Source organism: Actinoplanes sp. NPDC024001, assembly GCF_040638955.1.
In the GTDB taxonomy this organism is placed as follows: Bacteria; Actinomycetota; Actinomycetes; order Mycobacteriales; family Micromonosporaceae; genus Actinoplanes.
On sequence record NZ_JBEZZB010000013.1, the window covers coordinates 48,979 to 71,412 of the forward strand.

The 22,434-nt window shown below is 72.4% G+C and carries 19 protein-coding genes and 1 pseudogene; 9 read left to right on the forward strand and 11 right to left on the reverse strand.

Going from position 1 to position 22,434, the window contains the following annotated elements; translation table 11 throughout:
- The first annotated feature begins 12 nt into the window (after positions 1-12).
- The gene (locus tag AB0F81_RS07590; protein ID WP_360192561.1) at positions 13-1,389 is read left to right on the forward strand and encodes an MFS transporter; all 1,377 of its coding nucleotides are present in this window, start codon (positions 13-15) and stop codon (positions 1,387-1,389) included.
- Here the strand turns inward: AB0F81_RS07590 and AB0F81_RS07595 are convergent.
- Positions 1,351-1,950, reverse strand: a complete 600-nt coding sequence (locus AB0F81_RS07595) for a hypothetical protein (protein ID WP_360192564.1) — start codon at positions 1,948-1,950, stop codon at positions 1,351-1,353. The genes AB0F81_RS07590 and AB0F81_RS07595 overlap by 39 nt on opposite strands.
- 63 nt (positions 1,951-2,013) lie before the next feature.
- Here AB0F81_RS07595 and AB0F81_RS07600 point away from each other — a divergent pair, with 63 nt between their 5' ends.
- The 3 genes and pseudogenes from AB0F81_RS07600 to AB0F81_RS07610 all read left to right on the forward strand — a co-directional run bounded on the left by AB0F81_RS07600 (position 2,014) and on the right by AB0F81_RS07610 (position 3,695).
- Positions 2,014-3,072, forward strand: coding sequence for a spore photoproduct lyase family protein (locus tag AB0F81_RS07600; protein WP_360192567.1), 1,059 nt, complete (start codon positions 2,014-2,016; stop codon positions 3,070-3,072).
- 33 nt (positions 3,073-3,105) lie between these two features.
- Positions 3,106-3,258 (forward strand): annotated as a pseudogene (locus AB0F81_RS07605) (class I SAM-dependent methyltransferase); the annotation flags it as partial.
- 62 nt (positions 3,259-3,320) lie between these two features.
- Entirely contained in the window at positions 3,321-3,695 is a 375-nt protein-coding gene (locus tag AB0F81_RS07610) for a hypothetical protein (protein WP_360192669.1), read from the forward strand.
- A 60-nt stretch (positions 3,696-3,755) separates the two neighbouring features.
- Here the strand turns inward: AB0F81_RS07610 and AB0F81_RS07615 are convergent, their stop codons facing one another.
- The 6 genes from AB0F81_RS07615 to AB0F81_RS07640 form a co-directional block, all read right to left on the reverse strand.
- Positions 3,756-4,859: an alpha/beta fold hydrolase gene (locus tag AB0F81_RS07615; RefSeq protein WP_360192570.1), complete on the reverse strand. Its 1,104-nt coding sequence runs from the start codon at positions 4,857-4,859 to the stop codon at positions 3,756-3,758.
- A gap of 172 nt (positions 4,860-5,031) precedes the next feature.
- Complete coding sequence (locus tag AB0F81_RS07620) at positions 5,032-6,288, reverse strand: erythromycin esterase family protein (RefSeq protein ID WP_360192573.1); 1,257 nt, start codon at positions 6,286-6,288, stop codon at positions 5,032-5,034.
- 14 nt (positions 6,289-6,302) lie between these two features.
- Positions 6,303-6,725: an NUDIX domain-containing protein gene (locus tag AB0F81_RS07625; RefSeq protein WP_360192576.1), complete on the reverse strand. Its 423-nt coding sequence runs from the start codon at positions 6,723-6,725 to the stop codon at positions 6,303-6,305.
- A gap of 46 nt (positions 6,726-6,771) precedes the next feature.
- A complete protein-coding gene (locus AB0F81_RS07630; RefSeq protein ID WP_360192579.1) occupies positions 6,772-8,628 on the reverse strand; it encodes a SpoIIE family protein phosphatase in 1,857 nt (618 codons plus the stop codon).
- A 257-nt stretch (positions 8,629-8,885) separates the two neighbouring features.
- A complete protein-coding gene (locus AB0F81_RS07635; protein ID WP_196414146.1) occupies positions 8,886-9,200 on the reverse strand; it encodes a type II toxin-antitoxin system PemK/MazF family toxin in 315 nt (104 codons plus the stop codon).
- An 84-nt stretch (positions 9,201-9,284) separates the two neighbouring features.
- The gene (locus AB0F81_RS07640) at positions 9,285-10,664 is read right to left on the reverse strand and encodes a GGDEF domain-containing protein (RefSeq protein ID WP_360192583.1); all 1,380 of its coding nucleotides are present in this window, start codon (positions 10,662-10,664) and stop codon (positions 9,285-9,287) included.
- A 135-nt stretch (positions 10,665-10,799) separates the two neighbouring features.
- Here AB0F81_RS07640 and gndA point away from each other — a divergent pair, with 135 nt between their 5' ends.
- Positions 10,800-12,239 (forward strand): NADP-dependent phosphogluconate dehydrogenase, encoded by a 1,440-nt coding sequence (gene gndA, locus AB0F81_RS07645; RefSeq protein ID WP_360192585.1) that lies wholly within the window; start codon positions 10,800-10,802, stop codon positions 12,237-12,239.
- A gap of 21 nt (positions 12,240-12,260) precedes the next feature.
- Here the strand turns inward: gndA and AB0F81_RS07650 are convergent, their stop codons facing one another.
- The 3 genes from AB0F81_RS07650 to pgm all read right to left on the reverse strand — a co-directional run bounded on the left by AB0F81_RS07650 (position 12,261) and on the right by pgm (position 17,721).
- The gene (locus AB0F81_RS07650; protein ID WP_360192588.1) at positions 12,261-13,649 is read right to left on the reverse strand and encodes an MFS transporter; all 1,389 of its coding nucleotides are present in this window, start codon (positions 13,647-13,649) and stop codon (positions 12,261-12,263) included.
- A gap of 45 nt (positions 13,650-13,694) precedes the next feature.
- Positions 13,695-15,995: an EAL domain-containing protein gene (locus tag AB0F81_RS07655; protein WP_360192590.1), complete on the reverse strand. Its 2,301-nt coding sequence runs from the start codon at positions 15,993-15,995 to the stop codon at positions 13,695-13,697.
- A gap of 85 nt (positions 15,996-16,080) precedes the next feature.
- Entirely contained in the window at positions 16,081-17,721 is a 1,641-nt protein-coding gene (gene pgm / locus AB0F81_RS07660; RefSeq protein WP_360192593.1) for a phosphoglucomutase (alpha-D-glucose-1,6-bisphosphate-dependent), read from the reverse strand.
- Positions 17,722-17,813: 92 nt separating this feature from the next.
- On the opposite strand from pgm, the gene AB0F81_RS07665 reads away from it, so the two are divergent.
- Genes AB0F81_RS07665 through yaaA form a run of 3 tightly spaced genes read left to right on the forward strand, consistent with a single transcriptional unit; the run spans position 17,814 to position 20,800 of the window.
- Positions 17,814-19,598, forward strand: coding sequence for a copper resistance protein CopC (locus AB0F81_RS07665; RefSeq protein ID WP_360192596.1), 1,785 nt, complete (start codon positions 17,814-17,816; stop codon positions 19,596-19,598).
- A 32-nt stretch (positions 19,599-19,630) separates the two neighbouring features.
- The gene (locus tag AB0F81_RS07670; RefSeq protein WP_360192599.1) at positions 19,631-19,981 is read left to right on the forward strand and encodes an STAS domain-containing protein; all 351 of its coding nucleotides are present in this window, start codon (positions 19,631-19,633) and stop codon (positions 19,979-19,981) included.
- 9 nt (positions 19,982-19,990) lie between these two features.
- Entirely contained in the window at positions 19,991-20,800 is an 810-nt protein-coding gene (gene yaaA, locus AB0F81_RS07675; RefSeq protein WP_360192602.1) for a peroxide stress protein YaaA, read from the forward strand.
- 3 nt (positions 20,801-20,803) lie between these two features.
- On the opposite strand, the gene AB0F81_RS07680 is transcribed toward yaaA, so the two are convergent.
- A complete protein-coding gene (locus AB0F81_RS07680) occupies positions 20,804-21,337 on the reverse strand; it encodes an FKBP-type peptidyl-prolyl cis-trans isomerase (RefSeq protein ID WP_360192604.1) in 534 nt (177 codons plus the stop codon).
- A gap of 269 nt (positions 21,338-21,606) precedes the next feature.
- On the opposite strand from AB0F81_RS07680, the gene AB0F81_RS07685 reads away from it, so the two are divergent.
- Complete coding sequence (locus AB0F81_RS07685) at positions 21,607-22,377, forward strand: hypothetical protein (RefSeq protein ID WP_360192607.1); 771 nt, start codon at positions 21,607-21,609, stop codon at positions 22,375-22,377.
- Positions 22,378-22,434 lie beyond the last annotated feature (57 nt).

Here is a 22,434-nt window from a genome sequence, read left to right on the forward strand (position 1 = left end):
AAACTCCCCGGAGTGGCCCGCCGCTACCTCATCCTCGCGATCTGCTGCCTCAGTCTGCTGATCATCAGCCTGGACGCGACGATCGTGAACATCGCCCTGCCGGCCATCCGCGAGGACCTGGACGCGTCGGTCTCCGGCCTGCAGTGGACGCTTGACGCGTACACATTGGTGCTGGCCAGCCTGCTGGTGCTGGCCGGCTCGGTCGCCGACCGGATCGGCCGGCGCCGGGTCTTCCAGACCGGGCTGGCGGTGTTCACCGCCGGCTCGCTGCTGTGCAGCGTGGCGCCGAGCCTGGGCTGGCTGATCGCCGCCCGGACGGTGCAGGCGGTGGGCGGTTCGATGCTCAACCCGGTCGCTATGTCGATCATCACGAACACCTTCACCGACTCCCGGGAACGGGCCCGGGCGATCGGCGTCTGGGGCGCGGTGACCGGGTTCAGCATGGCGCTCGGCCCGGTCGCCGGCGGGGTGCTGGTGCACTCGTTCGGCTGGCAGGCCATTTTCTGGATCAACGTGCCGGTCGGCATCGCCGCGTTCCTGCTCGCCTGGCGGTTCATCCCGGAGTCCCGGGCGCCGCACCCGCGCCGGCTCGACCCGGTCGGCCAGCTGCTGGTGCTGATCCTGCTGGCCGGCGTCACCTTCGGCATCATCGAGGGCCCGGCGGCCGGCTGGACCGACCCGGTGATCATCAGTGCGTTCGTGCTCGGCGCCGGCGCGCTCGCCGCTCTGCTGCGCTGGGAGCCGAGCCGGGCGGAGCCGCTGATCGAACTCGGCCTGTTCCGCCGGGTGCCGTTCAGCGGGGCCACCCTGGTCGCGGTCTGCGCGTTCGCCGCGCTCGGCGGCTTCCTGTTCGTGAACACCCTCTACCTGCAGGAGGTCCGCGGGCTGTCAGCGCTGGAGGCCGGCCTCTACACGCTGCCCATGGCGGTGATGACCATCATCGCCTCGCCGCTGTCCGGCCGCCTGGTCGCCTCCCGCGGCACCCGGCTGCCGCTGACCCTGGCCGGTGTCGCGATGGCCCTCGGCATGGTCCCGATGACCTGGGCCGGAGCGGACACTCCGCCCTGGCAGCTGTTCGCCGGCTATCTGCTGTTCGGGTTCGGCTTCGGCATGGTCAACACGCCGATCACCAACACCGCGGTCTCCGGCATGCCGAAGGAACGGGCCGGCGTCGCCGCCGCCATCGCCTCCACCAGCCGCCAGGTCGGCACCGCGCTCGGCGTCGCGGTGATCGGCGCGGTGGTGGCCGCCGCCGGCGCCACCGGCGCCGCCTGGTGGATCCTCTGCGGCCTCGGGCTCGCGGTGCTCGCCCTCGGCCTGTTCAGCACCGGCCGCTACGCCCGGTCCACCTCACCGTACGAGGGAAAGCTCGCCCAGCCGGCCCAGTGACGCCCGGGTGCTGTCGGCGAGTGCCGCGGCGATCGCATCGGGATTCGCGCACAGCGCCTCCCCCAGGAAGCTCACCTGGGCGGTCAGCCGCACGTTCGAGTCGAGCACCAGGAGCTGGACGGTGCAGCGGCCCGGTTCGAGCACGGTGTTCAGCCGCGCGGCCCGGCCCATCCCGTCCACGTCCCGGGCGTTGTCACTGCCCTTCGGCTGCAGGTACCAGTGCGCCCAGGCTTTCAGGGCGTCGTCGTAGAACATCAGGTCCATCCAGGCGACGCCGACCCGCCCCTCACCGGCCTGCCGGATCGAGTAGGTGCAGGCGGTGCCGGGCCGGCCGGCTTCCACCGGCGACGCGACGGTCCCGTCCACCGCGACCGGGACGATGGCGGAGCAGGTTTCGGCGCTGCTCACGTACCGGCGCTCGGCGGCGGCGCGCAGGCCCAGGACACCGGTGCCGGTGAGCAGCAGGACCACGATCAAGCAGATGATCAGGCCGATCCAGGTGGGTGCGAGGCTGGGACGGGACGGCGGCGGATCCCAGACAGCCGTCGGCGTGTCGATCACCGCGACAAGGTACGGCATCCGCCGACGACCGGGCCACCCCGCGTGAGGAGGGACAATAGGCCCGTGACCGACCTGCTGGACATCCGCCGCATCTACCTCGAACCCGCTGCGGCCGAGCTGCCCCGCGGCCGGGAGGTCCTCGCCCGCTTCCCGGACGCCACGATCGTCGAGGTGGAGAGCCACCAGCGCATCCCCGAGCTGTACGGCGACGAGACCAACGTGCGCCGCTGGGTGCGGATCAAACAGGAGGCGCTGGTCCTGGGCGTGCGCAAGACCCTGACCGCCCGGCCGAACGGGCGCTCGGCCGACTTCATCGCCCCGTCCAGCGCCAACGGCTGCGCGATGGCCTGCGCCTACTGCTACGTGCCCCGGCACAAGGGCTACAGCAACCCGATCACCGTCTTCGCCAACATCGAGAAGATCGCGGGATACCTGAAGCGGCACGCGGGCCGGCAGGGCGCCAAGCCGGAGCCGAACGAGTGCGACCCGCACGCCTGGGTCTACGACATCGGCGAGAACTCGGACTGCTCGGTCGACGCCCGGATCAGCGACAACGTCCGCGACCTGGTCACGCTCTTCCGCGACCTGCCGAACGCCAAGGCCAGCTTCGCCACCAAGCACGTCAACCGGGACCTGCTCGGCTGGGATCCGCGGGGCCGCACCCGGATCCGGTTCTCGCTGATGCCACCGGCCGACGCGAAGCTGCTGGACATCCGCACCAGCGCGATCCCCGACCGGATCGCCGCGATCGACGACTTCGTGGCCGCCGGATACGAGGTGCACGTCAACTTCAGCCCGGTGGTGGTCCGCGACGGCTGGCTCGCCGACTGGGCCGAACTGCTCGACCGGCTCGACGCCGGCATCGGGGCGGAGGCGAAGAAACAGCTGGCCGCCGAGATCATTTTCCTGACGCACAACCGGGGCCTGCACGAGGTCAACCTCGGCTGGCACCCCCGCGCCGAGGAGGTGCTCTGGCAACCCGCCCTCCAGCAGCCGAAACGCTCCCAGAACGGCGACCTCAACGTGCGTTACCGCACCGGCGCCAAGGGCGGTTACGTGCGCGCCCTCACCGACCTGATCGCCGAACGCACGCCGTACCTGCACGTCCGCTACGCCTTCTGAGAGAGTGCGGCGATGAGCGATGACAGTGCGGCGATGCGCGATCGCATCGACCGGGCGCCGTCGATGGTGGCGCTGACCCGGGCCGACGCCGCGGGCCTGCCCCAGGTCGAGGTCGCGGTCGGCGACGCGCAGGCGCCGGACTTCGCGGATCAGAGCTTCGACGTGGTCACGGCCGGCTGCTGCTGTTCTTCCTTCCCGACCCGGCGGCCGCGCTGCGCGCGTACCGGAGATTGCTGCGGCCGGGAGGGATGCTGGCTTTCAGCGCGTTCGCGCGCTTCGACCCGCGGCATCGCGCGGCGATGCAGGCGGTGGCGCGGCACGCGGTGGACCCACCGCCGGAGCCCGCGTTCGCCGAGATGTTCCAGGACGCCGGCCGGTTGCGCGCCGCGGTGGGCGAGGCCGGCTTCGCCGGCACGGACGTCCAGGAGCTGACCGTACGCAGTGAGTTCCGCGACGTGGACCACTTCGTCGCCTGGCTCGGCTCGCATTCCGCCCGGGACCTGCTGCGCCGTGTCCCGGCGCGGCGCCGCCCGGATCTGCTCGCCGAGCTGGCGACCGTCCTGCCGGACCCGCCCGAGCTCTCCACCACGGTCCGGTTGATCACGGCGCGCCGCCCGGCCTGACCAGGGCGGAGCCCGGCGGGATCGCCGCCGGGCTCCGGGGGTCGGGTGCGGGTGCCGGTCTCAGGCGAAGCGGGCCGCGATCCAGTCGGCCACCAGCTCCGCGGAGTCGATGACCGCCTGGTCGTGGTCGGCGCCCTCGATCGTCTCGAACTGCACGGGGATGTTGTAGGCCTCGAGCTGCGGAACGAGGTAGTCGGCGGACAGGAAGTAGGGCACGTCCATGTCCGCGTCGCCGTGCACGATCAGCACCGGCGCGCTCGGGGAGGTCTTCGCCGGGTTGAGGTACTGCTTGAACTTGTTGATGATCGTGGGGGCCACGGTGCCGCCGGTCAGCAGCTGCTCCGCCGTGAGCGGCTCGTAGGCCTCCAGGATCTGGTAGAGGCAGCCGCTGTGCAGCACCCCGACCCGCTGTTCGGCGGGCGCGGCCAGGTAGGTGAACGGCTGGAACGTGGGTTCCACGGCGTTGATGCCGTACAGCGCCATCACCAGGTAGCCCTGGGCGGGTGAGCCCGGGATCAGCGGGGCGAGGATGTCGGCATTGGAGAGCGGGGCGATGCTGGCCGTGCCGCGCAGCACCAGGTTGCCGTCGTAGGAGGGGGCGAGCTGGCTGGCGAAGAGCGCGCCCTGGCCGCCCTGCGAGTGGCCGTCGACCACGTACTGGGTGGAGAGGGCGGCGTCCAGGTTGCGGGCCGCTTTCACGCTGTCGATCAGCGAACGGCCCTCACTGGCGCCGATCAGGTACGGGTGGGCCTGCGGGGTGCCGAGCCCGGGATAGTCGGGGGCCGCCACGGTCCAGCCACGGCTCAGCAGCTCGGCGACGGCGATCCGCGCCTCCTCCCAGAAAACGCCCTGATTGGTCGACGGGGCGCACTGGTCGGCGAGTCCGGTCGTGCCGTGACCCCAGGCGACGGTTTTGTTCTTCTTTCCGGTTTTCGGCGTCAGGACCAGACCGGTGGCCGTGATCAATCCGCCATTGATGTTGGTCGAGACGTACTGCACGCGCCGGCCGGTGGCCAGTGGCGCCAATTCAGCCGGGAGAGTCGCGGCCGAGGAGGTGAGCACGACGCCTGGCAGTGCCGCCGCGCTCGCCGCCGTGCCGGTCGTGGCCACTGTCCCGGCCAGCGCGAGCAAGACGGCGAGCAGGACCCTGGTGATCGTTTTCATGGCACCCCTGTTCCCTGGAAATCCGAGTTCTTGATCGGTGGGAACACAGCCTAAAACTGATCACGACGGCGCGTATCCGTATCCAGGTACACAGATGCGTGTCCACGAATCCGATGTGTACTCACCGTTTGCGCCAAAAAGAAGATCCAATTAAGCGACCCTTTATGTGGAGTCACACTCCACTGGGGAATGTTTCCGGCTCCCGGCTGTCCACCCGAAGAGTGTGCAGCGGTCGCAGGGCTTGACTCTCGTCGAACCAGAGGAACGCGTCGTACCGCTCCCCCAGCACCGTCGGCACGTAGTTGGACCACCGTTCCCGCTCCGGGCGGTAGACCACGCCGACGGCCCGGTGCGGCAGCACGGTGGTGAGCAGATCGGGGCCGCCCGGCGCGGGCGGGAAGACGAACAGCCCGCACGGCGGGGCGGTGAGGTGCAGGATCTCCTCCAGCGAGCCGGCCCGCGCCGGGGGCACCGGCATCGACTCCATCGGCGCGCCCCAGGTCTGCCCGGCGACCACGCTGCCGCGGTAGGTGCCGAGGCCGATCAGCAGCACCTCGTCGTCGCCGAAGCGTTCCCGGGCCAGCTGCCCCAGGGTGACCTCGCCGTACTCGGACTGGTCGGTGGCGCGGGCGTCGCCGACGTGCGTGTTGTGCGCCCAGACCACGGCCTTCGACTCCGGGCCGTAATGGTTCAGCAGGCGGTCCAGGGTGTGGTCCATGTGCCGGTCGCGGATGTTCCAGGCCTCCGGGCCGCCACGCACCATGCTCCGGTAGTAACCCTCCGCACCCGCGACGACCTCAGCGTTCTGCCACACCCCGAAGTCGCGCTCGCGCACCGTCGTGAGCATCTCGACGACCCGGTCCTCGCAACTCGCCGGGACGAACTGGGTGGCCCAGCCGTACGCGTTGGGGTCCTCGGCGTAGGGCTCGAAGCACCGGTAGGCGTCCAGCGCGGCCGGCACCAGGTCCGGGTCGTGCTCGCGCAGCCAGGTCAGGATCTCGCGCATCGACTCCCACAGCGAGTAGACGTCGAGCCCGTGGAAACCGGCCCGGTCCCGCGGCGCCCGGGACGCGTTGTGCTCGCGCAGCCAGCGGGTGAAGTCGACGGTCTCCTCGTTCGCCCACATCCAGGTGGGCCAGCGGTCGTAGCGGACCAGCGCCTCGCGCGGGTCGGCGCCGCCGCGCACGGCACCGTCCACCCGCCGGCAGTCCGGCCAGTCCCCCTCGACCGCGACGAAGGAGAAGCCGCGCTCGGCGATCAGCCGCCGGGTCAGCGCGGCGCGCCACTCGTAGAACTCGTGTGTGCCGTGGGTGGCCTCGCCGATCATGACGACCCGCGCGCCGGCCGCCCGGTCCAGAAGGATCTCCAGGTCGCCCGGGTCACGCAGCGGCCGGGCGATGGACGCCACCTCGTCCCCGTACCGGATCATGCCATGCCGGTACCCTATCCGATCTGCCCCATACGTCCGACTTTGGCGAGCGCCAGGGTCGCGGCGAGCTGGGAGTGCAGCGGAGCGGGCAGCGCGTCCGGGGCGAACCAGCCCAGCTCGTCGAACTTGTGCGGCTCGCCGATGCGGGCGGCGGCCGGGTCGATCCGGACCGCGAAGACGATCGCGACCCAGTGCGACGGCGGGTCGGCGCGCAGCACGTTGCGCACGCCGAGCTGGGTGATCTCCAGCGGGGCGGTCGCGTACTCCTCGGTGACCTCGCGGGTGACCGCGGCCTCGAAGGTCTCGCCGAACTCGAGGGCGCCGGCGCCGCAGTCCCAGGCGCCGGGCTCGTCCCGGGCCGCGGCGGAACGCCGGGCGAGCAGGATGCGGCCGGAGCCGTCATGGCAGACGAAGACGCACGAGACCGACGGTTGCACGCCTCGATCATGCCGGGGCCGGCAAGCTGTTTTCGCCACCACGGCTTCAGCGGACGGTCCCGGCCCCGGTAATCGCGGCGAGGCCGTGCTGCCGGGCCAGGTCGTGGCACGGGCGGGCGGCCAGGATGCAGGTGTCGTCGTCCGGGTTGGCCCGCCGCAGCCGGGCCAGCAGCTCGGCGAGGGGCTGCTGCGGTGCGGCCCGCACCGCGTCGTCCACCGTGGCGATCACCGCGTCCAGCCCGGCGTCCAGGCTGCGCCGCCGGTGCTCGACCAGGCCGTCGGTGTAGAGCAGCAGCACGTCGCCGGAGCGGAACTCGGTGACCGCGTCCGCGTAGGTGGCGTCCTCGACCACGCCGAGCATCGGGCCGGCCGGGCGGGCCAGCGGCGCGGTCCGGCCGCCCCGGCTGAGCAGCGGCGGCGGGTGCCCGGCCTGGGCCCAGACCAGCTCGCCCCGGCGCGGGTCGAACCGCGCGATGATCGCGGTGGCGGCCAGCTCCGGCGTCTCCCGCTCCAGCTCGCAGGTCAGCCGGTTGAGGTGTTCGAGCAGCGTGCTGGGGTCGCTGGTGAGGATGCTCAGCGCCCGCAGGGCGTGCCGCAGCTGGGCCATCGTCGTCGCCGCCTGGGTGCCGTGCCCGGCGACGTCACCGACCGCCAGCAGCACCGAGCCGTCGCGCAGCGCGGCCGCGTGGTACCAGTCGCCGCCGACCAGGGTGTCGTCACCGGCCGGCAGGTAGCGCACGGCGGCCCGCAACCCGGGCAGGTCGATCGGCCGGTCCGGGATGGGCAGGATGATCCGCTGCAGCCGGGCGGCCAGGTCGTGCTCGGCGGCGAGCGTACGGCTCTGCTCGTCGAGCTGATGCTCCACCTCGGCGAGCCGTGCCGCCCCCGCCTGCTGCTCGGTGACGTCCTGCACGATGCCGTAGAGGCGCAGCGGCCGGCCCTCGGTGTCGCGGACCGCGTCGGCGACCATCCGCAGGTGCTTGACCCGCTCGCCGATCCGGATCCGGCTCACCATGTCGACCCGGCGGCCCTGCCGGAACGCCTCCTCGGCGGTGGCGCGCAGCGGCAGGTCGTCGGCGACCGCGAGGGCCTCCGCCTCCTCCTGCCGCAGCGGGCCGAGCGCCGGGTCCCGCTCGTAGATCCGGTAGAGCTGCGGCGACCAGTAGATCTCACCGCTGACCAGGTCCCACTCCCCCCAGCCGAGGTTGCCGAGCTGCTCCATGCCGTCCAGCCGGTCCACCTCGCGTTCCGGGTCCTCCCGGCGCTGCCAGCTGATCAGCAGGCCGGGGCCGAGCGGCCGGGCCTGCACGGTGATCTCACCCTCTCCGGCCCGGACCGGTCCCACGTCAGCGGGCTCACCGGTGTCCAGCACGTGCTGGTAGACCTGCCAGCGCTGCTCGGCGAGCACCTCCGGGTAGTAGCGGCTGACCGGCTGACCGATCAGCTGGCAGCCGCGCCGCCCGTCCGGGGTCACCGCCTCCGGGGTGGCCGCCGCCCACACCAGGTCGACCAGCCGGCCCTGGTCGTCGCGTTCCGGGGTGAGGTAGACGGCCATGCCGGGCAGCGCGTCGAGGACACCCTGCACGGTGGCGAGCCACGGCCGGAACCGGCGGCCGGCCGGCTCCGCGCCGGTCAGCGCCGGCGCCGGGCTGACCACCGCGGGGTTGACCATCGCGGCCGCCACGATCTGCGGAACGGTTTCCGGCGGCGGCCGGTCGGCGACCTCGTCCGCGCTGTCGAAGAGCCGGATCACCCGGCCGGCCACGTCCGCCACGTCGCACCGCTGTTCGGCCGCCATCCGCAACAGGTGCCGGTGCGCCTCGGCGAGACGGCACCGGGCGCGGCCGGCGAGCAGCCCGACCGCCCGGTCGACTGTGGACCGCGCCCCGTCCGGCGATTCCACGCCCGCCCCGGGACGCAGGCTGCTCGATGCCCGCGTGTGCGCCTGACCTCCCACCTGAGACCTCCCGCCCGCTCCGGGTTCCTGCTTACGCCAGGCGCCACCCGATCGACATCCCCCGTTCATCCGGCCACCTGCCCTGCCTGCGGCGTCGTATTTCACAGGTCACCCGGTCGGGCGTCGAACTTTCGGGGGCGGTCCCGGTACGCCCGTCGGGCGCCGAGCGCGAAGGGTCAGGCGCGGAGCTCGAAGAGCCGGGCTCAGAGCTCGAAGAGGTCGCGGACCGCCTCGGCGAGCCGGGCCATGCTCGCCCCGGTCACCATGCCGATGCGTTCCGCCCCGGTGGACGCCGGCAGCCGGCGCATCCGGTTGACCACGACCACGCCGGTGATCGGGTCCTGCTCGGTGAGCGCCACCGCGTACGGCGGGAGCTCGGTGACCCCGCGCTGGCGCACGATGGGCGCGCAGATCGGCGCGGCGTTGCCGCGCTCGTTGTAACTGTCGGCGGAGAGCACGAGCACGCGATAGCGCAGGTCGGCGCGGTCGCCGATGGTCCAGATCTCGCCGCGTCTCATGTCTGCGGGATCCGGAGGTCACAGGTGGTCCGGATCGGCATGGCAGGAAGCGTACCGCCGCACCGATCTCCGCGACGTTCGCCCCTAGGCCGCGCGGCGCGCGTGTTTCTCCCGGTACATGCCCTCGTCGGCACGCCGGATCAGCTCGTCCGCGCTGAGCCGTCCGTCGGAGAGGACGACCCCGATGCTGGCGCCGACCAGGGTGCCGTCCACCGCCGCGCGCACGTGCGCGGTCAGGCGGCCGGCCGCGGCCTGCTGGTCCGCGTCCTCGCAGAGCAGCACGAACTCGTCGCCGCCGTAGCGGGCCACCGTGTCGCCGTCGCGCAGGCTGTCGCGCATCCGCTCCGCCACCTCGGTGAGCAGCCGGTCCCCGGCCAGATGACCGAGCCGGTCGTTGACCGCCTTGAAGCCGTTGAGGTCGCAGAAGAGCAGCACCACCCGGGGCTGCCCGGCGGCGCGCTCGCGGTCCAGCGCCGCGGACAGCCGGGTCCACAGCTCCGCCCGGTTGGGCAGGCCGGTCAGCAGGTCATGGGTGGCCTGGTGGCGCAGCGCCCGCTGGGCCTGCTCCCGCTGCGCGGCGAGCCGCGCCACGCGCAGCGCCACCAGCCCCACGATCAGCACGTTGCCGACGGTGAGCAGCGCGGCGTCGCTGTGTACGCCGGCCATCTCGCGGATCCCGGAGACCATCGGCACCACGGTGGCCGCCAGGCTGAGGAACACGACCCGCGTGGCGGCGAGCCGGTCGTCCGGCGCCGGGCCGGGCCGGGACAGGTGCCGGGCCTGCGGGTGCAGCATGGCCAGGCCGAGCAGGACGTAGCAGACCAGGAACACCATCTCGCGCCAGGGCGCGGACTGCACGCTCAGCGAGCCGGTCGCGGTGATCGTCAGGACGCTGCCGAGCAGGTCCACCAGCACCGCGGCGACCAGCAGGACCAGCGGGACCGGCCGGTGATCCGCGACGACGAGCAGCCGCGCCAGCGCGCCCAGCACCCCGGAGAGCAACAGCACGCTGGCGAGCAGCGAGGCCTGCTGGGCCAGGGACACGCCGGCGGCGCTCAGATGCGGTTGCAGCAGCAGCGTCCAGGTCAGCGCGGCCACGACGACCGCGGTCACGCTGGCGTCCAGCAGGCCACCGACGTCGTTACGGCCGCGGCGCAGCACCAGCATCACGGCGGCCACCAGCACGTGCAGGTGGGTGATCGCGACCAGCAGGTCGCTGAGCACGGCGACCTCGTCGCCGCCGAGCCAGGTCATCGTGTTGTTGCCGACGAGCAGGACCAGGCCGATGCTGAGCACCAGGAACGGCGCCCGGTCGGCGCGCGGGACCCGCGGCGCCAGCGACCAGACCGGGATCGCCGCGATCAGCGAGACGAGCAGGAACAGCAGATGACGGCCGGCCGGCTGGTGCAGGGGCATGGCCAGGGTGAGGGCGCCGGTGGCGACGAGGTAGGCCGTGCGGGTCACTCCGACAGCGATCGGCAGCCGGGCCGCGCACCTGAGCGGTGTTCACCACGTGGACGTGATCGAACTTCGCGGGGCCCGTTCCCGTAAGAATGACGGCGGGGCCCGTAACGGGCGGGTACTGAGGAAGGACTAGTGATGTCGCAGAAGGCGCAGATCGGAGTCACCGGCCTGGCGGTGATGGGCCGCAACCTGGCCCGCAACTTCGCCCGGCACGGGCACACCGTGGCGGTGCACAACCGGTCCTACGGGCGCACCAAGGAGCTTGTCGAGGAGTTCGGCCACGAGGGCACGTTCCTGCCCGCCGAGACCGCCGAGCAGTTCGTCGCGAGCCTGGAGCGCCCGCGCCGCGTGGTCATCATGGTCAAGGCCGGCCCGGCCACCGACGCGGTGATCGACGAGTTCGCCCCGCTGCTGGAAGAGGGCGACATGCTGATCGACGCGGGCAACGCGCACTACGCGGACACCCGGCGGCGGGAGGCGGCGCTCAAGGCGAAGGGCCTGCACTTCGTCGGCGCCGGCGTCTCCGGCGGCGAGGAGGGCGCGCTGCACGGTCCCTCGATCATGCCGGGTGGGCCCAAGGAGTCGTACGACGCGCTCGGCCCCCTGCTCGAGGACATCGCGGCGAAGGTCGACGGCGAGCCCTGCTGCGTGCACGTCGGCCCGGACGGCGCCGGTCACTTCGTGAAGATGGTGCACAACGGCATCGAGTACGCGGACATGCAGCTCATCGCCGAGGCGTACGACCTGCTCCGGCAGGTGGGCGGGCTGTCGCCGCGGGAGATCGCCGGCGTGTTCGGCCAGTGGAACGACGGCCGGCTCGGCTCCTACCTGATCGAGATCACCGCCGAGGTGCTCAAGCAGGTGGACGCGGCGACCGGCAACCCGTTCGTCGACGTCGTGCTGGACCAGGCCGAGCAGAAGGGCACCGGCCGCTGGACCGTGCAGGCGGCGCTGGACCTGGGCGTGCCGGTCTCCGGCATCGCCGAGTCGGTCTTCGCCCGCGCCCTCTCCGGCGGCGCGGACGTGCGCTCGGCGGCCGCCTCGGCCGGTCTGCCCGGCCCGTCGGCGGTCGCCGGCTCGCACGCCGGGGACCTGGTCGCCGACGTCGAGCAGGCGCTGTTCGCCTCCAAGATCGTTGCGTACGCGCAGGGCTTCCAGCAGATCCAGGCCGCCAGCAAGGAGTACGGCTGGGACATCGACCCGGGCGCGATGGCGAAGATCTGGCGGGCCGGCTGCATCATCCGCGCCAAGTTCCTCGACTTCATCAAGCAGGCGTACGACAAGCAGCCGTCGCTGGCCACCCTCCTCGTCGACCAGTACTTCCTGGACGCGGTGAGCGGCGCGCAGGACGCGTGGCGCCGGGTGGTGGCGACCGCGGCCCAGCAGGGCATCCCGTCGCCCGGCTTCTCGTCGGCGCTGGCCTACTACGACGGCCTGCGCGCCGAGCGCCTGCCGGCCGCCCTGATCCAGGGCCAGCGCGACTTCTTCGGCGCGCACACCTACCGCCGGGTGGACCGGGACGGCTCGTTCCACACCCTCTGGGCGACCGAGGACCGCTCCGAGGTCGAGGCCTGATTCCCCGCGCGAGCCGGCGGCTCAGCCTCGGTCGAGGCTGAGCCGCTCGTCGCCGTCCGGCGCGGCGCCCGCCTCCGGCGCGGTGCCCGCCGGCTCCTCGGCCAGGCGCCGGCTGAGCCGGTGGTAGGGGCGGCTGACCAGGGCGATCGACGTCGCGATCACCCCGATGATCCCGGTCAGGATGAAGACCAGCGCCATCCCCCGGTCGGCGCCGGTGCCGAACCACGGGCCGATCGTGCGGGCGCCCGCCCCGTCGGTCATGAACGGGATGAACACGAACTGCGTGATCGGCGAGATCAGGAACGCGGTCAGCGGTGAGGCCGCCTGTTCCACGCTCTGCGCCAGCCCGAACACCCGGCCCTGCCGCTCGTACGGCACCACCCGCTGCAGGATCGTCTGCTCGGTGGCCTCCGCGTACGGAACCAGGGTCATGTAGAGGAAGAACCCCAGCGCGAGCGGGATGATCGACGCCCACAGCGGGAAGACGATGATGATCGTCCACAGCACCAGGTTGATCAGCAGCAGCAACCGGACCGGGCGTTTGCCGAGCCCGGTTCGGGCGACCAGCAGCCCGCCGATGATGAAGCCGGTGCTGAGCACGCCCCACAGCAGGCCCCACGTCTGCACCGAGACCAGCGACAGCCCGTAGGCGTCGGCGAGCGCCATGAAGACGCCGCCGAGGAAGTTGTTGAACGTGCTGAACAGGATCAGCGCGGTCAGCCCGGGCACCCCGGCGATGATCCGCAGCGTGCCGCGCAGGTCGACGCCGGCCTTGGCGGCGCCGTCCTCGGTGTGCACGACCTCCCGCTCCGGGATCGGCACGAAGTTCAGGTGCGCCACGGCCAGCCCGAGCACGACGATCGCCAGCAGCAGCACCGAGTACATCCCGTCCAGGGCGACCAGCACGCCGCTGATCACCGAGGTGACCAGGAAGGTGGTGCCGGAGACGGTGCCGACCAGGCCGTTGGCCCGGTCCCGGGTGTCCTCCTCGATGAGCAGGGTGACCAGGGTGGGCAGCGCGATGGTCCGGATGTTGCCGGCGATCACGCCGAACATCAGCAGCAGGACGAACGCCCACAGCACCGCGCTGGCCGGGTCGCGGAACTCGTCGGCCGGGGTGCCCAGGTAGATGGCGAACGCGGCCGCGTAGAGCAGCAGCGACGCCACGGCCGAGCCCTGCAACGCGGTCTTCTTGCGGTGCCCGTCGACGAGGCTGCCGAACCAGATGCCGGTGAGCGCGGTCAGCACCAGGAAGATGCCGGAGATCATGCCGGTGGCGAAGACCGAGCGGGTCTGCAGATAGACCCAGAAGGTGACCGCGAACCAGATCGTGAAGTTCATGACCGACACCAGCAGGGTGTTGGCCAGCAGCTGGTAGAAGGTCTTCACGTGCCCCCGGATGACGGTCATGCCGTAGACCGTACGACCTCAAGAGCCCTTCAGGTCCACCCCTTTTCAGGCGGCGCGGACCGGGTCGGCGGCCATCAGGGCCCCGCACTCGTCGGCCGGCAGCGGCTTGGCCATGAAGAATCCCTGGCCGTAGCGATAGCCCATGTCGCGCAGCCGGTCCACCTGTTCCTGGCTCTCGATGCCCTCCGCGACGGCCTTGAGCTGCAGATGTTCGGCCAGCTGGGCGACCGCGGCCGCGACCGCGAGGCGGCCTCGGTCCTCGCCGTCGGCGATGCCGTCGACGAACGACTTGTCCAGCTTGAGGACGTCGACCGGGAAGGCGCGCAGCAGGCTCAGCGACGACTGGCCGGTGCCGAAGTCGTCCAGCGCCAGGCGTACGCCCATCTCGTGCAGGGCCTGCAGGGTCTCGCGGACCTGCCAGCCGTCGATCACCGAGGACTCGGTGACCTCCAGGATCAGGTTGGCCGGGACCAGCCCGGTGTCGCTGAGCACCGCGGCGACCTCGTCGACGAAACCGGCCTCGCGCAGCTGGCGCACCGCGACGTTGACGTTGATGGCCTCGATGGCGCCGGCCCCGAAGGAGGAACGCCAGCGGGCCAGCTGAGTGCACGCCTCGCGCAGCACCCAGGCGCCGAGCGGAACGATCAGCCCGGAGCGTTCGGCGACCGGGATGAACTCGCCCGGCGAGACGAACCCGCGGGTCGGGTGCTGCCAGCGGACCAGCGCCTCGGCGCCGTGCAGCCGGCCGGTGACCAGGTCGAACACCGGCTGGTAGAGCAGCCGCAGCTCCCCGCGGATGATCCCGTTCTGCAGTTCGCTGGCCAGCCGCGCGTGGTTGACCATGTCCTGGCGCATCCGCGGCTCGAACCGCACCCAGGAGGCCTTGCCGGACTCCTTGGCCGCGTACATCGCGATGTCGGCGTTGCGCAGCACCTCGTCGGCGCTCTCGCCGGTGTCGGCCGGGGCGATGCCCGCGCTGGCGTGCAGCAGCAGCATCTGGTCACCGACCCGGAACGGGTCGGCGAGGGCCAGCAGCAGCCGGGCGGCGGCCGCCTCGGCCGGCTCCGCCTCGTCGACCGGCAGCAGCACGGCGAACTCGTCGCCGCCCAGCCGGGCCGGCATCTCGCCGGCCTCGCAGCGCTCCCGCAGCCGCTGGGAGACCTGGTAGAGCAGCTGGTCACCGGCGGCCGGGCCGAGCGTGTCGTTGATCATCTTGAAGTCGTCGACGTCGATCAGCATCGCGGTGGCCGGCTGGTGCGCGCTGATCCGCTCGGCCAGCGCGGCGCCGAACCGGGCCCGGTTCGGCAGCCCGGTCAGCGAGTCGCTGAGCGCCATCCGCTCCAGCTCGGCCTGCTGCCGCTGGATGCCCTTCAGGGCCATGGTGTTCTCGCGCAGGCTGAGCAGCTGGCGGGCGACCACGAAACCGGCGATCAGCACGGCACCGATGATCACGGTGCGCTGACGGCTGGTCATCTCCTGGGCGCTCACGGTGATCACCAGGCCGGCGGTGGCGGTGACGGCGAGGAACGGCAGCAGGTTGAGCAGCGAGCGGTGCGAGAGCGCGGACTCCTGCGGCTGGCCGGCGGAGAGCGCCCGCCGCTGGATCAGCGCGCCCACGCAGAACGAGACGCCGATCAGCGGGACGGCGAGCACCGACAGGGCCAGCCGGCTCCAGTCGTCGCCGGCGATCAGCAGCATGTTGCCGGTGATCGCGGCGATCGGCGCGGCGGCCAGCACGCGCAGCGCGCCCGGCGCGACCATGCTCTCCCGCCGGGCGGCGGCCTTGCCGATCACCACGAGCAGCAGGATGCCGCCCATGCCGATCACGGCGGCCGCGATCCGGCCCACCATCGAGGTGCCCTCGGGGGCCAGGTCGAGCACGGCGTACCAGAAGATCAGGCCGCTGGCGACGGCCACGGTGGCGCCGTCGAGCAGGGCGCGGATCCAGCCCACCGCGGTGCGCTTCGGGCCGGGCAGCATCAGGAACGCGCTGATCAGCAACACCAGGCCGATCAGGAACGGCACCCCGACGTACGGTGAGAGCCCGGTGTTGTTGTTGGCCCGCAGCAACGCGACCACCGCGCCCACCAGCAGGCAGACACCGGCGTGCTCCAGGCGCCGCCAGAACGCCCGCACCGGGCGCGACAGCCGGACCTCCCGGGCGATCCGCTGGCACGCGAAGACCCCCGCGGCCATGGCGATTGGGTTGCCCAGATAGCCCAGGTAGAGCACGGAGGTGTCCACCAGCAGCCACACCAGCACCGCGATGGTGACCACGACGGCCACCACCACGGGGGTGAGCCCACCGGCTCGCTGCCGGGCGCCGGCGGTCTCGGGTGCGCTCATCGGGTTCGTACGGCTCCTCGCCAGGTCGCAAAGTCCTTGCGGGTTACCTGTCGGCGAAACCGGACCGAACCTGAGTGGAACCCGGTCAGCCGCCCAGGGCCGCGGAGACCACGGCGCGCGCCTCCTCCTGGATCCGGGCGAGGTGCTCGGGGCCGTGGAACGACTCGGCGTAGATCTTGTAGACGTCCTCGGTGCCGGACGGGCGGGCCGCGAACCAGCCGGAGGCGGTCACCACCTTGAGGCCGCCGATCGCCGCGCCGTTGGCGGGCGCGCTGGTCAGCACCGCGGTGATCGGCTCGCCGGCCAGCTCCTTCGCGGTCACCTGCTCCGGCGACAGCTTGCCGAGGATCGCCTTCTGCTCCCGGCTCGCGGGGGCGTCGATCCGGGCGTACGCCGGCTCGCCGAACCTCGCGGTCAGCTCCCGGTAGTGCTCGCTGGGCGTCTTGCCGGTGGTGGCGATGATCTCGGAGGCCAGCAGATCGAGCAGGATGCCGTCCTTGTCGGTGCTCCACACGCTGCCGTCGCGGCGCAGGAACGACGCGCCCGCGCTCTCCTCGCCGCCGAAGCCGATCGACGCGTCCAGCAGGCCGGGCACGAACCACTTGAAGCCCACCGGCACCTCGTCGAGGCGACGGCCGAGGTCCTCGGCGACCCGGTCGATCATCGACGAGGAGACCAGCGTCTTGCCGATGCCGGCGCCGGCCGGCCAGTCGGTGCGGGCCCGGAACAGGTAGCCGATCGCCACCGCGAGGTAGTGGTTCGGGTTCATCAGGCCGCCGTCGGGGGTGACGATGCCGTGCCGGTCGGCGTCGGCGTCGTTGCCGGTGGCGATCTGGAAGCTGTCCTTGCGCTCGATGAGCGAGGCCATCGCGTACGGCGACGAGCAGTCCATCCGGATCTTGCCGTCCCAGTCCAGCGTCATGAACCCGAACCGGGGGTCGACCGTGGGGTTGACCACGGTCAGGTCCAGCCCGTGCCGCTCGGCGATCTCACCCCAGTAGTGCACGCTCGCCCCGCCGAGCGGGTCGGCGCCGATGCGCACCCCGGCCCGCCGGATCGCCTCGATGTCGATCACCGAGGGCAGATCGTCGACGTACGTGGCCAGGTAGTCGTACCCGGAGACGGTGGCCGACTCGCGGGCCCGCGCCGCGCTGATCCGCCGGACCCCCTTCATGCCCGCGGCGATGAGCGCGTTGGCCCGGTCCTGGATCCACTTGGTGGCGTCGGTGTCGGCCGGGCCGCCGTTCGGCGGGTTGTACTTGAACCCGCCGTCGTCCGGCGGGTTGTGCGACGGGGTGACCACCACGCCGTCCGCCTTGCGGCCCGACGACCGGTTGAAGGTGAGGATCGCGTGCGACAGCGCCGGCGTCGGGGTGTACCCGTCCCGGCTGTCGATCAGCGTCGTCACGTCGTTGGCGGCGAACACCTCGAGCGCGGTGATCATCGCCGGCTCGCTCAGCGCGTGCGTGTCCCGGCCCAGGAACAGCGGGCCGTCGACGCCCTGCTCCCGGCGGTACTCGACGATCGCCTGGCTGGTCGCCGCGATGTGGTCCTCGTTGAAGGCACAGCGCAGGCTCGAACCGCGGTGCCCGGAGGTCCCGAACGCCACCTGCTGCCCCGCCTGCCCGGGATCCGGATGCTCGGTGTAGTAACGCGAGATGACCTTGGGCACATCGATCAGGTCGGCGGGTTCGGCCGGCCGGCCGGCACGGGGGTGGACAGACATCGCGGCCTCCTTGAGGAGCATGGACCTGTGCCGGATGGTATCCAGCGGCGCCCCGCTTGAACCTTTCGCGCCCCGCTTCCGAACTACCTGACGTGACGAGGGTTCGCAACACCGCACTCCTGATGCTGTTCATCGTGCTCGGAGCGCTGCTCACCCCCGCCGCTCCGGCGTCCGCGCACGCCACGCCAGTCGGTTCGGACCCGGCGCCGGGCAGCGTGATCGGCGCCTCGCCGAGCGTCGTGACGGTCACCTTCAGCGAGCCGATCGCCGTGGTCAGCGGACGGATCCAGGTGATCGCCCCGGACGGCGAGCGGATCAACGGCACGCCGACCGTCGAGGGCGCCGTCCTGCGCATCCCGGTCCGCAAGCCCGGCCGCCCGCTCGGCACCTACCTGATCAGCTTCCGGGTGATCTCCGCCGACAGCCACCCGGTCGGCGGCGCCATCACCTTCTCGGTCGGCGCGCCCTCCGAGCGGCCCGAGGCCGCGACCAGCACCGGGCCGCACCCGTCGGTGGTGGCCGCGGTCCCCACCCTGAAATTCCTCGGCTACGCCGGGCTGGCACTGATCGCCGGCCCGGCGCTGTTCCTCGCCTTCCTCTGGCCACCGCGCCGCTCCCGCCGGCCCGCGCTGATCACCGTGCACACCGGCATCGCCCTGACCGCCGTGGCGACCGCCGGCGCGCTCGGCCTGCAGGCGCAGCAGGGCAGCGGCTCCGCCCTGTGGCAGGTCAGCGCCGGCGAGCTGGGCGAGGTGCTGACCAGCCAGTTCGGGCTGCTGCTGGGGGCCCGGCTGGCGATCCTGGCGATCCTGGCGGTCCTGCTGCCCCCGCTGCTGCGCGGCCCGCGCCGGCCCCCGGCCACCCGGCCCTCCCCCGCGCCCACGCCGGCCCGCGAACTGGTGCCCGCCGGCGGTCCCGCCCTCACCCTGGTCTCGACCGACGCCCCCGCGGTCATCACGGTCCCGCGGGTCGCTCCGCCCGCCGTCAAGCCGCGCGCCCACCGGGTCCGGGCCGTCGCGGTGCTGCTGCTCGCCGTCGCCGGGCTGACCACCTGGCCGCTGACCGGGCACGCCGCCGCCGCGCCGATGCCCGCGGTCACGGTCGCCGTCGGCGTGGTGCACCTGGCCGCCATGGCGGTCTGGATCGGCGGCCTGGTCACCCTGATCGCGCTCCTGCTGCGCGGCACCCACCGGCGGATCCTCGCCAGGATCCTGCCGGTCTGGTCCCGCTGGGCGGCCATGTCCGTGCTCTGGCTCGCCATCGCCGGCGCGCTGCAGTCGGCGGTGCAGCTCGGCTCGCCCGAGGCACTCTGGCGCACCGGGTACGGCCAGCTGCTGCTCGCCAAGCTGGGCGTGCTCGCGCTGGTCCTCGGCGCCGCGGCGGTCGCCCGCAAGCTCGTGCTCACCGCCCGCAACGGCTCGGGCCTGCGACGTACGGTCGGCATCGAGGTCGTCGCGACCGTGGTGATCCTGGCGCTCAGCGCCGTGCTGGTGCAGGTGGACCCGGGTCGCACCGCCGCGGTCAAGGGCGACGCGATCACCGCCCGGGGCTCGTCGGACACCCTGGACAGCCCGATCTACGCGCTCCAGTTCAACATCTACCCGCTGGAGCTGGGCGAGTACAACACCGTGCACGCGTTCCTCTACTCCCCGTCCGGCGCCCCGCTGCGGGCCGCCGAGTGGCAGCTGACCGCCCGCCTGCTCGATCAGGATCTGGAAGCGGTCCCACAGCCGATCGCCGGCCTGGACGCCCCGTCGCACCAGGCCCTCGGCTCGGTGACCTTCCCGCTGCCGGGCACCTACGAGCTGGCCTTCACCATCCGGACCAGTGAGATCGACCGGGCGACCGTGAGAACGACCGTCACCGTCGAGAGGTGACACCGGGACTCTTTCTGGGCAGAAGGACACCCGTGTACGTCTCCCTTGCCGAAGAACCCGGCGCCGTCGTGGTGACGGTGCGGGGCCATCTGGATCTGGACAGCGCGCCGGCCCTGGCCACGAAGCTGGACGAGGCGCTGTCGAGACCCCGGCCACAGGTGGTGGTCGAGCTGTCCGGGGTCGAGTTCTGTGATTCGATCGGGTTGAGCACGTTCGTCGTCGGGCACAACCGGGCGCGCGCGTCCGGCGGCTGGCTGCGGCTCGCCGCGCCCGGCGAGTTCATGGAACGGCTGCTCGACACGGTCGGCCTGACCCACCGGATCGGGGTCTACCCGAGTGTCGAGGACGCCCTCGCCAACCGGCCCGACGGGCCCGGCGGTTAGTCTCGCCGCGTGCTGATCCTGCTTCCCCCGTCCGAGGGCAAGACCGCGGCCGCGGCCGGCGACCCCGTCGACCCGGCCACCCTCTGGCTGCCCGAACTCGCCAAGGCGCGGACCCGGGTGCTCACCCGGCTGGTCGCGCTCTGCAAGCGGACCAGCGAACGTTCGATCGCCGACTCGCTCGCCACGCTCGGCCTCAGCGCCGGCCAGCGCGCCGAGATCGCCCGCAACGCCGAGCTGCCCACCGCGCCGGCGGCGCCGGCCGCGCGGGTCTACACCGGGGTGCTGTACGAGGCGCTCGGCGCGGACACGCTCGCCCCGGCGGCGCGGGAGTGGCTGGACCGCACGGCCGTGGTCTTCTCCGGGCTGTGGGGCGTCGTCCGGCTCGGCGACCGGATCCCGGCGTACCGGTGCTCGGTCGGCGTCACCCTGCCGGCGCCGGTCGGCGGGCTCACCGCCTACTGGAAGAAGGCCCTGCGCCCGGCGCTGGACGCGGCCACCGCGGACACCGTGGTGCTGGACCTGCGCTCCGGCGCCTACGCCGCGATGTGGTCGCCGCCGGCGGGCACGGCGCAGCGGGCCGCCTCGCTGCGGGTGCTGCACGAACGCGTCGTCGGCGGGGTGCCGAAACGGTCGGTGGTGAGCCACTTCAACAAGGCCACCAAGGGCCGGCTGGTCCGCGCGCTCGCCGAGGACGGCGCGGCGCCCGGCTCGGTGGACGAGCTGGTCACCGCGCTGCGCGACCTCAAGTTCACGGTGGAGGAGACGCCGGGCGCGGCCGGCCGGCCGCGCGCCCTCGACGTCGTGGTGGCCGAGCTGTAACGGCTACTTCGCGTCGAGGATGTCGACGACGAAGCGCAGGTCGCCCTTCTCCGGGCCGTAGGCGAGGGCGGCCGGCACGTCGAGCTGGACCCGGCTGCCCACCTTGAGGCCCGGAACGGCCTGGTCCCAGCCCGGGATCAGGCGGCCCACGCCGATCTCCGAGGTGAACGGCTGCCCCCGCTCCCAGGAGGAGTCGACCGGCTCCCCCGTGGTGTAGGAGATCACCTTGTAGTTCACCGTGATGGTCTGGCCCTTCTGCACCACCGGGCCGCTGCCCGCGATCAGCTCGGTGACCGCGATCTTGTCGACCTTCCCGGTGCCGGGCTTCACCTCGGGCTCCACCGACAGCGGGTCGGCGGACTTGGTCGCCGACGCCTGTTGCTGTTGCTGCTGCTGACCCGCGGCGGGTTCGTCGTCCCCGCCGGACTGGACCATCAGGAAGATCCCGGTCAGCACGGCGAAGACCAGCACGCCGGTGAGCACACCGGCCACGGCGCGGCCGCGGCCCTTGCTGGTCGAGCCGGTTGTGTCAGTCATCGCATCCCCTGTCCAGCGGTCGGAAACTTCGGACACGGTACTCGGGACCGGGATCAAACTCGCGCCGAACCTCCGCCGAATCGCCGAGGCGGGCGATCAACCGTACGTCCCGACACGCCACCCCCTCTTCTTTCCGGCCGCCCAAGATGAGATCGTTTATCGCTCCCGCGGGCTGCCCCGCCGGGATCCCCCCGCCTACCGCCTGATCTGGAGGGCCGTTGCCCGATCAGACGCCCGCGCGCCGTCCGAGGCCGGCCGCGGTGCCCGACGTGTTGCTCGAGAAGGGCTGGCGGCGCTGGCAGGAACACTTCGCGACGGCCGGCGTGATCCTGCTCGGGGTGCTCGCCGTGCTCTCCTTCGGCCTGGTCGTCCGGGCCCGCTCGGCCGACCGCGCCGCCCCGGCGGCGACCACGCCGGGCCCGGCCGAGCCGACCGCCGCCCAGGTGCCGATCCCGCTGCCCAGCCCCTCGCCGTCGGTCTCGATCCGGCTGCTGAACTCGATCACCGTGGAGCGGGTGCCGGTCGGTGACACCGTGAACCTGGCCGCCGAGGGCGAGGCCGACTGGGTGCACTGGGGCGAACAGGGCGAATACTCGCTGGAACGCAAGGCGAACGGCAACTTCGCCATTCTCGAGGACACCCCGGACGCCCCGCGGGCCCGGCTGGACGACAGCCCGCAGCGATACCGGTGGACCGGCGGCAGCCCGATGGCCCGGGCCACCGGCGTGACCAGCGGGGTGCGCACCTGCGGAGTGGGCAAGGGCTTCACGCTCTCCGCGCCGGCCGGCGCGCAGAGCCGCACGCTGCTGCTCTATCTCGGCGTCTCGTCCGGTGAGGGCCGCCTGCGGCTGCGGCTGTCCACCGGTGGCAAGGCCTGGACCGACCGGTGGGCGCAGCGCGGATCGCAGCTCTCGACGGCGGTTTACACCGTGCACTACGGCGCCACCGCTACTGGCAAGATCTCGGTGGAGTGGATCACCGAGGAGTCCTTCGACGATGACTGCGGCGGGGTCGTCCTGCTCGCCGCAGCCCTGCGCTGAACTGCGGTAACTCGCAAAAACGACACGTACCGGCCCGGCGTGAGTCGCGGTGGCCGG

Bases quoted from the DNA above. Each gene is read 5' to 3' on its own strand.
- AB0F81_RS07610 (WP_360192669.1), top strand. From the start codon at position 3,321: ATGCTGGCTTTCAGCGCGTTCGCGCGCTTCGACCCGCGGCATCGCGCG.
- AB0F81_RS07615 (WP_360192570.1), bottom strand. From the start codon at position 4,859: ATGAAAACGATCACCAGGGTCCTGCTCGCCGTCTTGCTCGCGCTGGCC.
- AB0F81_RS07620 (WP_360192573.1), bottom strand. From the start codon at position 6,288: ATGATCCGGTACGGGGACGAGGTGGCGTCCATCGCCCGGCCGCTGCGT.
- AB0F81_RS07635 (WP_196414146.1), bottom strand. From the start codon at position 9,200: ATGAGACGCGGCGAGATCTGGACCATCGGCGACCGCGCCGACCTGCGC.
- gndA (WP_360192585.1), top strand. From the start codon at position 10,800: ATGTCGCAGAAGGCGCAGATCGGAGTCACCGGCCTGGCGGTGATGGGC.
- AB0F81_RS07650 (WP_360192588.1), bottom strand. From the start codon at position 13,649: ATGACCGTCATCCGGGGGCACGTGAAGACCTTCTACCAGCTGCTGGCC.
- AB0F81_RS07655 (WP_360192590.1), bottom strand. From the start codon at position 15,995: ATGAGCGCACCCGAGACCGCCGGCGCCCGGCAGCGAGCCGGTGGGCTC.
- pgm (WP_360192593.1), bottom strand. From the start codon at position 17,721: ATGTCTGTCCACCCCCGTGCCGGCCGGCCGGCCGAACCCGCCGACCTG.
- AB0F81_RS07680 (WP_360192604.1), bottom strand. From the start codon at position 21,337: ATGACTGACACAACCGGCTCGACCAGCAAGGGCCGCGGCCGCGCCGTG.